Raw genomic sequence first — 10,370 nt, 5'->3', positions numbered from 1 at the left:
CCCCGGCGGCAACGTCTACGTCACCAACCTAGTTAGCGGTACGGTGTCGGTGATCGACCCCGCCACTAACACCGTCACCGGGTCACCCATCACCGTCGGCAGCAACCCGACGGGGGTAGCGGTCAACCCCGGCGGCAACGTCTACGTCGCCAACAATGGCAGCGGTACGGTGTCGGTGATCGACCCCGCCACCAACACCGTCACCGGGTCACCCATCACCGTCGGCAGCAACCCATCCGGGGTGGGGGTCAACCCCACCAGCGGCTACGTCTTCGTTACTAACCAGGCCAGCGGCACTGTGTCGGTGATCAACTCTGCCACCAACACCGTCACCGCTACCATCACCGTCGGCTCCATACCCAACGGCATCGCGGTCGACCCCACCACCGGCGCCATCTACGTCGCAAACTATGGCAGCGACACGGTGTCAGTGATCAGCGGTTAACGCTGCCCCCCGTGCCCTGGGGGTCGGGCGAGGTTGATGTTCCACAGTCCTCGCGTGGACCGAACTGGTGGTTACCGAACTCTGCCAAACCGACGAACGAATAGGCGACACCACACGATCCGCAGAGTACGATCTGTGCACACTGAATCCAGACGAAACTCATAACGCCCGTTTGCAGGTACCGCAGGAGGTGCGCTCGTGACGGAACATCCCCCCGGAGTTTCCCCTGATCCCGCCAATTATGGCTATTCGCCTCCGCCGGGCGACTTCAGCTTTTCCCCATCGAGCCCGAGCCCGTCGGGTTATCTGCCCACCCCGCCGGGGGAGTTTGACTATTCGCCCTCGTCACTCGGTGCCCATCGGGGCAACGGCGCCAATCGGATGGCGGTCATGTCGATCGTGGCTTCCGGGGTCGGATGGGTGTGCTGCGGCATCGGCGCGATCGTGGGCCCCATTTTCGGGATCATCGCACTAAGCCAGATCAAGAGGACGGGTGAAGGCGGCCGTAATTTGGCCATTGCAGGGATCACTGTCGGAGGAGTGATTCTCGTAGGCTTGATAATCTTCTGGACGGCGGCATTTATCAGTGCCGGTAACGACGACAGTTACCACCAAACTCATTACCGGCGCGGGTACGGCATGGTGGTGCCCGCCGCCATACCGCCAGTAGCCGCAATTACCGCACCGGCGCAATAGCTACGTTCAAACGCTTAGTGGCCGAGTCGTCCTCGACCCAAACGCAGCAGCAGCATCGCCAGGTCTTTGCCTTCGGGACCTAGCTCGCTGTAGCGCTCGATCACCTTCATCTCGCGGCTGTGCACCAGTCGGGTGCCGCCGGAGGCCATCCGGACTTTGCCGATCGCCTGGGACACTTCGGCACGTTTCTTGACCGCGGCCAAAATCTCAGCGTCCAGTCGGTCGATTTCAGCGCGCAACTCGTCGATGCCGACTTGCTGGGCATCAAGGGTCTCGGTGTTCATTTCTGCAATCTCCGCGTTCTCGTGAGGTGGTGGTTCTGGTCTCATCCGGTGTCGGGCCTCACACAAGAGACGAGCCCCGAATCGCCGAAGCGGACCGGGGCTCTGCGAAAGCAGCTAGACCACGGGCCCCGCTGGCGGGTACCCGTAGAAAAATCGAGGCTGCGTGTTGAGCACGCGTCGAGTGTGCCACCAAGTGGCGTGCGTGTGCAAAAAAGGGAGCCATAAAAAGACGGCTGACCCGCCGTAATTCGGCGAAATCCGCGATGCGACCGCCCGAGTGGTCGTAGTCTCTACTCGCCTTCCTAGGGATCATTCGGACAGTTCAGAAAGGGCTGTTGATGAACTTCTCGGTATTTCCGCCAGAAATCAACTCTCTGCTGATGTTCAGTGGCGCGGGGTCGGCGCCCATGCTGCAGGCGGCGATCGCCTGGGACGGGCTGGCCGAGGAACTGTCCGCGGCTGCGTCGTCATTCGGATCCGTCACCGCGGGCCTCGTCGGCCAAGCGTGGCAGGGCCCGGCGGCGGCAGCGATGTCGGCCGCGGCGGCGCCGTATGCCAGTTGGCTCAACGCCGCGGCGACACAGGCGGCGGGCGCGGCCGGACATGCCCGGACGGTGGCGGGCGTGTTCGAGGCCGCCCGGTCGGCAACAGTTCAGCCGATTGCGGTGGCGGCCAATCGTTCTCAAATCGTGCGGTTGGTGCTGTCGAACCTGTTCGGCCAGAACGCGCCGGCAATCGCGGCCGCTGAAGCGGTGTACGAGGAAATGTGGGCCCAAGACGTCGGCGCGATGTTCGGCTATTACTCCGGCGCATCGGCGGTAGCCGAGGCCCTCGCACCGTGGCAGCAGTTGCTGCAGCACCTCCCGGGCGCGAGTCTGCTGGCGACCCTGAGCAATGTGGGCGCCGCCAACCTGGGCTCCGGAAACATCGGCAGCGTGAACTTCGGCAGTGGTAACACCGGCAACGTCAACCTCGGCAGCGGCAACAAAGGCAACCTCAATATCGGCAGCGGCAATCTCAACGGAATCCTCAACTTCGGCGACGGAAACACCGGCAGCTTCAACCTCGGCAGCGGGAACACCGGAATCAGAAACCTCGGTGGCGGAAATCGAGGCAACGGCAACATCGGCTTCGGCAACTCCCAAGGCACCGCCGGTGGCAACATCGGCAGCGGAAACAGCGGCAGCGGCAACATCGGCAACGGCAATACCGGCAACCTGAACGTCGGCAGCGGAAACGCCGGCACCGGCAACTACGGCTTCGGTAATCGAGGCAGCGCGAACCTGGGGAACGGCAACCTCGGCAGCAGCAACGTCGGCATCGGCAACAAGGGCAGCTTCAACATCGGTTTCGGCAACTTGGGCAGTAACAACCTGGGCTTCGGCAATACCGGCAACAACAACTTCGGCATCGGACTCACCGGCGACAACCAGTTCGGTATCAACCTCAACGGCCTCAACGGTGGGGTCGGTAACGTCGGCCTGTTCAACTCGGGGAACAACAACGTCGGATTCTTCAACTCCGGTGACGGAAACTGGGGAATCGGCAACTCGGGCAACGTCAACACGGGCTTTTCCAACACCGGCAACACCAACACCGGCTTCTGGAATTCGGGAAACATCAACACCGGTTTTTCGAACACGACGAGCACCAATGTGGGCTTTGGCAATTCGGGCAACGGGAATCTCGGTTTCTGGAACGCCGGCAGCAACAACATGGGCTTCGGCAACGGTGGCGGCCAGGCAGTGGGCGCCTTCAATTCCGGAACCTCGGGGACGGTGGGTTTCGGCAACTCCGGTGCCAGCAGCGTGGGCTACGGCAACTCAGGAGTCGGTAACACCGGGTTCTGGAATTCGGGCAACACCAACACCGGGTTCTGGAACTCGGGAAACATCAACACGGGGGTTGCGAACGCCGGATCGGTCAACACCGGCTCCGGGAGCGCAACCAACACAGGACTTTCCAGCTCCGGTTACGGCAACACCGGTACCGGGACCTCGGGCTTCAACAACCACGGCAACAACACGTCGGGATTCGAGAACAGCGGTAACAACAGCGAAGGTTACGGAAACATCGGGAACAATTTGACCGGCGTCCAGAACACCAAATCCAATAACACCGGGTTCTTCAATTCCGGCATCAACAGCATCGGCATCTCCAACACGGCCAACTTCTCCGTCGGCTATGCCAACGGCGGCGTCACCGGCAACGTCGGCTTCATGAACGCCGGCACGGACAACTCCGGCTTCAGCCACACCGGCGTGCGCAACTCGGGCTTCAGCAGCTCGGGCACCGACAACTCGGGCTCCAACCACGCGGGTGTGAAGCAATCGGGATTTGACCAATAGCCGTATCCGCTAGCCTGTCCCGCCGGGTTGTCACCGCGCGGCGGTAAGTTTGGACCGACATGAGTGTGCACGCGACGCAAGCCCAGTACCCCCGTCCATCCGCGGTCGACGAGCTGCTGGCTGGCCTCAATCCGCAACAACGCCTGGCGGTGGTGCATCAGGGTTCGCCACTTCTGATCGTGGCTGGCGCGGGTTCGGGCAAGACGGCGGTGCTGACCCGGCGCATCGCTTACCTGATCGCCGAGCGGGGGGTTGGCGTCGGCCAGATTCTGGCGATCACGTTCACCAACAAGGCGGCCGCCGAGATGCGGGAACGCGTGGTGAACCTGGTCGGTCCCCGGGCGCGGTATATGTGGGTGTCGACGTTTCACTCGTCGTGCGTGCGGATCCTGCGTAACCAGGCGTCTCTGATCGACGGCCTGAACTCCAACTTCTCCATCTACGACGCCGATGACTCCCGCCGCCTGCTGCAGATGATCGGCCGGGACATGGGCCTGGACATCAAGCGGTACTCGCCGCGGCTGTTGGCCAACGCCATCTCCAACCTGAAGAACGAACTGATCGACCCGCACCAGGCGGTGGCCAACCTCACCGACGAATCCGACGACCTGGCGCGCACCGTGGCTTCTGTGTTCGGGGAATACCAGCGGCGGCTGCGGGCGGCTAACGCGCTGGATTTCGACGACCTGATCGGTGAGACCGTCGGCGTATTGCAAACCTTCCCCGATATCGCTCAGTACTACCGGCGCCGGTTCCGCCACGTGCTGGTCGACGAGTACCAGGACACCAACCATGCACAGTACGTGCTGGTGCGGGAGTTAGTCGGGCACGGCGGTACAGCGAGGCGCGCCGGAGTCGGCCCGGGGGCCGGCGGAGGCGAGACGAAGCTGGGACCGCCGAATGAAGCCGGCGCCACCGAGTCTGATGAGGTCCCGCCCGCGGAGCTGTGCGTGGTTGGCGACGCCGATCAGTCCATCTACGCCTTCCGCGGCGCCACGATCCGCAACATCGAAGACTTCGAACGCGACTATCCGGACGCGACAACGATTCTGCTGGAACAGAATTACCGCTCCACGCAGAACATCCTGTCGGCGGCCAACTCGGTGATCGCCCGCAATTCCGGACGTCGGGAGAAGCGGCTGTGGACAGATGCCGGCGAGGGCGAACTGATCGTGGGTTACGTCGCCGACAACGAACACGACGAGGCCAGGTTCGTGGCCGAGGAGATCGACGCGCTGGCCGATCGCGGCGAGATCACCTATAACGACGTCGCCGTCTTCTATCGCACCAACAATTCGTCACGGTCGCTGGAAGAGGTTTTCATCCGAGCCGGCATTCCGTACAAAGTTGTTGGGGGAGTGCGCTTTTACGAGCGCAAGGAGATCCGCGACATCGTCGCCTACCTGCGGGTGCTGGACAATCCAGGCGATGCGGTGAGCATGCGGCGCATCCTCAACACGCCCAGGCGTGGCATCGGCGACCGCGCCGAGGCGTGCGTGGCGGTGTACGCCGAAAACACCGGCGCCAGCTTCGCCGATGCCCTGCAGGCCGCCGCCGAGGGCAAGGTGCCGATGCTCAACTCCCGGGCGGAAAAGTGCATCGCCGGGTTCGTCGAACTGCTCGACGAACTGCGCGGGCACCTGGACGACGATCTGGGCGAGTTGGTCGAAGCGGTGCTCGAACGCACCGGATACCGCCGGGAATTGGAGTCCTCGACCGACCCGCAAGAGTTGGCGCGGCTGGACAACCTCAACGAACTCGTCTCTGTCGCACACGAATTCAGCATCGACCGCGCCAACATGGCCGCTTTGGCAGATACCGCCCCAGACGATGAGGACGTCCCGGACACCGGCGTTCTGGCAGCGTTTCTGGAACGGGTGTCACTGGTTGCCGACACCGATGAAATCCCCGAGCACACAGTAGGTCTGGTGACCCTGATGACCCTGCACACCGCCAAGGGTCTGGAGTTCCCGGTGGTGTTCGTGACCGGCTGGGAGGACGGCATGTTCCCGCACATGCGGGCGCTGGACGATCCCGTCGAGCTCTCCGAGGAACGCCGGCTCGCCTACGTCGGAATCACCCGTGCCCGGCAGCGGCTGTATGTGAGCCGAGCGATCGTGCGGTCGTCGTGGGGACAGCCCATGCTGAACCCGGAATCGCGCTTCCTGCGCGAGATTCCGCAGCAACTCATCGATTGGCGGCGCCTCGCTCCCAAGCCGTCGTTCAGCGCGCCGGTCAGCGGTGCGGGACGGTTCGGCACGCCCCGGTCCGCGCCCGCTCGCACCGGGGCCGGCAAGCGTCCGCTGATCGTGTTGGAGCCGGGCGACCGGGTGACTCACGACAAGTACGGCCTGGGCCGCGTCGAGGAAGTCTCCGGTGTCGGCGAATCAGCGATGTCGCTCATCGACTTCGGCAGCGCGGGGCGGGTGAAGTTGATGCACAACCACGCTCCGATCAGCAAGCTCTGAGCGCGTTACTCGACCCAACGCCTGGTAGCCGGGAGCATCGTCAGCACCATGCTCGCCACCGGCAACAACGGCAGCGCGTGCACGATCCACCCGACGCGGGCGCCGGCGATAAACACGCCCAGATAGGTCAGCAACGCGACCACGGCTCCGGCCACGATGAGGTACCGGCCGACGGGGCGGTGCAGCAGCACCATGATCACTCCGGAGACGGTGGTGATCGCAAAGACCAGAGCCAGGAACCCGACAGCGATACAGAACAGTCGGTCGGTCTGCCACCAGCCGGCGATGAGGTCGGTGGCCACCACCGAGGTGGCCCATCCGCTGATGATGCTGACGGCGCTGGCTGCCACCGCCGTGCGGGCGGTGGGCTCGGCTGGCAGCACACCGGGCAGCGGCGGAATCCCGTGCGGTGCTGGTCCTAAAGATGTTGAGCCACGCGGAATTTGAGTCGTGGGCACGGACGCCGGCAGTGGCTTCAGTGGTTCGGTCGGCGCTCGCCGAATGATTCGGGTGCGCGGCTCCCCGGTCAGTTCGGGGGGTTGGTGCGAGTGAGGGTCGTTCGGTGCTGTCACCGGTCAGCCGGCGTAGTTGCCGACGGACAATCCCCGCTTGGCCAGCCACGGCAATGGGTCGATTCGCTCGCTGCCACCCAGTAGCACCTCGAAGTGCAGGTGCGGACCGGTGGAGTTGCCCCGGTTTCCCATGGTCGCAATTTGGTCGCCCGCCATGACGTGCTCACCCACGCCGACCAGCGTGCTGTTCACGTGACCGTAGAGCGTGACGGTGCCGTCGGCGTGGCGCAGCTTGACCCACATGCCGTAGCCGGCGGTGGGGCCGGCGTCGATGACAACTCCGTCCGACACGGCGTAGATCGGTGTCCCGATCGAGTTCGCCAGGTCGATACCCGCGTGCAGCACGCCCCAGCGGTAGCCGAAGTTGGAAGTGAAAATGCCTTTGGTCGGCATGACGTACAGCGGCTGCTGCAGCCGAGCTTCGCGCTGTGCGCGCTCCGCCGCGAAGGCCACGCCCCGGGCGAGTTCTTCGTTGTGCAGCGCCGCGTTCGCCGGCTGGGCGGCGATGACCTGCACACCCCGTGGCGCAGTGCTTCCGGATCCGCCGGACAGTGACGAGGCGTTAGCGGTCAACACGGTCTCGACCTTGCCGTGGTCGGACTGGTCGATGGCCGTGTGCGTCGCAGCGGCTGCCGCACCGGCGGCCATCGCCCCGATCAGCAGGCGACCCTTGGCGGCGCTGGTCGGCTGCTTGCGGTGGCTCCCGCCGCGCCGTGGCACCGCGGTGACATTGGTTGCGAGGGTGCGACCGGGCAGCGGGTCGTCGTAGTCGACGGTCAGCCGGGGCAGCACGTCAGTACTGCTGGTCGCCGGGGCGGCCAGCCAAAGCGGGGTCAGATCGTCGGTGTCGTCGGTGTCGTCGAGTTCGGGTGCCGAGAGCAGTCGCTCGGAGAAATCGAAGCCGAAGTCCATCTCGTCGAGATCGGCGAGTTCGAGGTCGTCGATCTCGTCAACGTCATCCAACGGGATGATTTCGGTCACTTCGTTGCGGTGATGATGCAACCAGCGATCCCGGGGTGCGCGAACCGTCACTGCGGTGGCAGAGCGAGAAATTCGGTGCTGGGACAACCTGAAATGTCCTCGGATCGTGACCATAACGTTATCTGGACCTTGAGAAGGTATCCGCAAAGGTATGGGGCTGGCAACCTCGTCGTCAAAACCGGCCCTTTTTGTGACGTGGGTCACGTTTGAGACCGATTCACATGACGTGACGTGCGCCACAGCGGTGGGATGCGGCGACAGGGATCAATTCGGGTGTCGATACAGTTCCTCCGTGCGAGTTGCCGGATGTCGGCACCGCCACCCTAATTGGCCTAGCAAGTAAGCCGAGCAAAGGCAGTGACGCCCCATGGATCTGTTCGAGTACCAAGCTAAGGAACTGTTCGCCAAGCATGGCGTACCCGGCACGCAGGGTCGGGTGACCGATACCGCCGAGGGTGCCAAAGCCATCGCGGAGGAGATCGGTGCCCCGGTGATGGTAAAAGCCCAAGTCAAGACCGGTGGCCGGGGCAAGGCGGGCGGCGTGAAGTACGCCGCGAACGCCGATGAGGCCTACGAGCACGCCAAGAACATCTTGGGCCTGGACATCAAGGGCCACATTGTGAAGAAGTTGCTGGTCGCCGAGGCCAGTGACATCGCCGAGGAGTACTACCTCTCGTTCCTGCTCGACCGCGCCAACCGCACCTACCTGGCGATGTGCTCGGTAGAGGGCGGCATGGAGATCGAGGAAGTGGCCGCGACCAAGCCTGACCGGCTCGCCAAAGTGCCGGTGGACGCCGTCAAGGGCGTCGACTTGGCGTTTGCCCGCTCCATCGCCGAGCAGGGCCATCTGCCGGCCGAGGTGCTGGACTCCGCCGCGGTGACCATCGAGAAGCTGTGGGGGGTGTTCGTCGGCGAGGACGCCACCCTGGTCGAGGTGAACCCGCTGGTCAGGACGCCGGATGACAAGATTTTGGCGCTGGACGGCAAAGTCACCCTGGACGCCAACGCCGACTTCCGTCAGCCCGGCCACGTCGAGTTCGAGGACCGCGCGGCCACCGACCCGCTCGAACTCAAGGCCAAGGAGCACGACCTCAACTACGTCAAGCTCGACGGTGCGGTCGGCATCATCGGCAACGGCGCGGGGTTGGTCATGTCGACGCTGGACGTGGTCGCCTACGCCGGCGAGAAGCACGGCGGCGTGAAGCCGGCCAACTTCCTGGACATCGGTGGCGGCGCCTCGGCGGAGGTGATGGCCGCGGGCCTGGATGTGGTGCTGGGCGACGCGCAGGTCAAGAGCGTGTTCGTGAACGTTTTCGGCGGCATCACCTCGTGCGACGCGGTGGCCACCGGAATCGTCAAGGCGTTGGAAATCCTGGGTGACGAGGCCAACAAGCCCCTGGTGGTCCGGTTGGACGGCAACAACGTCGACGAAGGCCGGCGCATCCTGGCCGAGGCCAATCACCCGCTGGTGACCCTGGTCGCGACGATGGACGAAGCTGCCGACAAAGCCGCCGAGCTGGCGAACGCCTGAGCTGAGGAGACATAACCCAATGGCTATCTTCCTGACCTCCGAGAACAAGGTCGTCGTCCAGGGCATCACCGGCGCCGAAGCCACCAAGCACACCGCGCGGATGTTGGCGGCCGGCACCAAGATCGTCGGCGGCGTCAACGCCCGCAAGGCCGGCACCACCGTTGCGCACAAAGACGCCGACGGCAACGCGATCGAGTTGCCGGTGTTCGGCAGCGTCGTGGAGGCCATCGAGAAGACCGGCGCCGACGTGTCGATTGCCTTCGTGCCGCCGGTGTTCTCCAAGGACGCCATCATCGAGGCCATCGACGCCGAGATCCCGCTGCTGGTGGTCATCACCGAAGGAATTCCGGTGCAGGACAGCGCATATGCGTGGGCCTACAACCTCGAAAAAGGCGGCAAGACCCGCATCATCGGCCCCAACTGCCCGGGCATCATCAGCCCCGGTCAGTCGCTGGTAGGCATTACCCCGGCCAACATCAGTGGTCCCGGCCCGATCGGGCTGGTGTCCAAATCGGGCACCCTGACCTACCAGATGATGTACGAGTTGCGCGATTTCGGCTTCACCACCTCGATCGGCATCGGCGGTGACCCGGTGATCGGCACCACCCACATTGACGCCATCGAGGCCTTCGAGAAGGACCCCGACACGAAGCTGATCGTGATGATCGGTGAGATCGGCGGCGACGCCGAAGAGCGCGCGGCCGACTTCATCAAGGCCAACGTGACCAAACCGGTCGTTGGCTACGTCGCGGGATTCACTGCGCCGGAAGGCAAGACGATGGGCCACGCGGGTGCCATCGTGTCCGGATCGTCGGGCACCGCGGCCGCCAAGAAGGACGCTTTGGAGGCAGCCGGCGTCAAGGTCGGCAAGACGCCGTCAGAGACGGCGGCACTGGCCCGCGAGATCCTGCAGAGCCTGTAGCGCCGACGGCACCCCTCTACCGCGAGCAGACGCAGAATCGCACGTTTCGAGCTCGAAACGTGCGATTCTGCGTCTGCTCGCGCGGGCTAGGGCAACCCGGGTTGGCCGGGCACGCCGAAAAAT

The 10,370-nt window shown here is 64.2% G+C and carries 9 protein-coding genes; 6 read left to right on the top strand and 3 right to left on the bottom strand.

Annotated features, from left to right (window positions below; translation table 11 throughout):
• On the top strand, positions 1–445 hold a 445-nt coding region (locus tag A5634_RS30165; protein ID WP_172831741.1), incomplete at its 5' end, for a YncE family protein.
• Between the two features lie 198 nt (positions 446–643).
• Positions 644–1,141 (top strand): DUF4190 domain-containing protein, encoded by a 498-nt coding sequence (locus A5634_RS29620; protein WP_253861743.1) that lies wholly within the window; start codon positions 644–646, stop codon positions 1,139–1,141.
• A gap of 14 nt (positions 1,142–1,155) precedes the next feature.
• Here A5634_RS29620 and A5634_RS18780 read toward each other — a convergent pair whose 3' ends face one another.
• Positions 1,156–1,470, bottom strand: coding sequence for a chorismate mutase (locus tag A5634_RS18780; RefSeq protein ID WP_081290522.1), 315 nt, complete (start codon positions 1,468–1,470; stop codon positions 1,156–1,158).
• 293 nt (positions 1,471–1,763) lie between these two features.
• On the opposite strand from A5634_RS18780, the gene A5634_RS18775 reads away from it, so the two are divergent.
• Complete coding sequence (locus A5634_RS18775; RefSeq protein WP_065145536.1) at positions 1,764–3,773, top strand: PPE family protein; 2,010 nt, start codon at positions 1,764–1,766, stop codon at positions 3,771–3,773.
• Positions 3,774–3,832: 59 nt separating this feature from the next.
• On the top strand, positions 3,833–6,241 hold the full coding sequence (locus tag A5634_RS18770; RefSeq protein WP_065145535.1) for a UvrD-helicase domain-containing protein: 2,409 nt from the start codon (positions 3,833–3,835) through the stop codon (positions 6,239–6,241).
• Positions 6,242–6,246: 5 nt separating this feature from the next.
• Here the strand turns inward: A5634_RS18770 and A5634_RS18765 are convergent, their stop codons facing one another.
• Together A5634_RS18765 and A5634_RS18760 are read right to left on the bottom strand one after the other, a co-directional pair.
• The gene (locus A5634_RS18765) at positions 6,247–6,813 is read right to left on the bottom strand and encodes a hypothetical protein (protein WP_172831740.1); all 567 of its coding nucleotides are present in this window, start codon (positions 6,811–6,813) and stop codon (positions 6,247–6,249) included.
• 3 nt (positions 6,814–6,816) lie between these two features.
• Positions 6,817–7,881 carry a M23 family metallopeptidase gene (locus tag A5634_RS18760; protein ID WP_065145539.1) on the bottom strand — a complete coding sequence of 355 codons (1,065 nt, stop codon included), beginning with the start codon at positions 7,879–7,881 and terminating at the stop codon, positions 6,817–6,819.
• Between the two features lie 280 nt (positions 7,882–8,161).
• Here A5634_RS18760 and sucC point away from each other — a divergent pair, with 280 nt between their 5' ends.
• Positions 8,162–9,325 (top strand): ADP-forming succinate--CoA ligase subunit beta, encoded by a 1,164-nt coding sequence (gene sucC / locus A5634_RS18755; protein ID WP_065145534.1) that lies wholly within the window; start codon positions 8,162–8,164, stop codon positions 9,323–9,325.
• A gap of 19 nt (positions 9,326–9,344) precedes the next feature.
• Positions 9,345–10,247, top strand: a complete 903-nt coding sequence (gene sucD, locus A5634_RS18750; RefSeq protein ID WP_065145533.1) for a succinate--CoA ligase subunit alpha — start codon at positions 9,345–9,347, stop codon at positions 10,245–10,247.
• The last annotated feature ends 123 nt before the right edge of the window (positions 10,248–10,370 follow it).

Source organism: Mycobacterium asiaticum, from assembly GCF_001673365.1.
Classification (GTDB): Bacteria; Actinomycetota; Actinomycetes; order Mycobacteriales; family Mycobacteriaceae; genus Mycobacterium; species Mycobacterium asiaticum_A.
The sequence above is the reverse complement of the archived record's forward strand: the minus strand, read 5'-3'. Positions and strand labels throughout refer to the sequence as shown.

What these genes read in the sequence shown, in the direction of transcription:
- A5634_RS18770 (WP_065145535.1), top strand. Translation starts at nt 3,833, where the DNA reads ATGAGTGTGCACGCGACGCAAGCCCAGTACCCCCGTCCATCCGCGGTC.
- sucC (WP_065145534.1), top strand. Translation starts at nt 8,162, where the DNA reads ATGGATCTGTTCGAGTACCAAGCTAAGGAACTGTTCGCCAAGCATGGC.
- A5634_RS18775 (WP_065145536.1), top strand. Translation starts at nt 1,764, where the DNA reads ATGAACTTCTCGGTATTTCCGCCAGAAATCAACTCTCTGCTGATGTTC.
- A5634_RS18780 (WP_081290522.1), bottom strand. Translation starts at nt 1,470, where the DNA reads ATGAGACCAGAACCACCACCTCACGAGAACGCGGAGATTGCAGAAATG.
- sucD (WP_065145533.1), top strand. Translation starts at nt 9,345, where the DNA reads ATGGCTATCTTCCTGACCTCCGAGAACAAGGTCGTCGTCCAGGGCATC.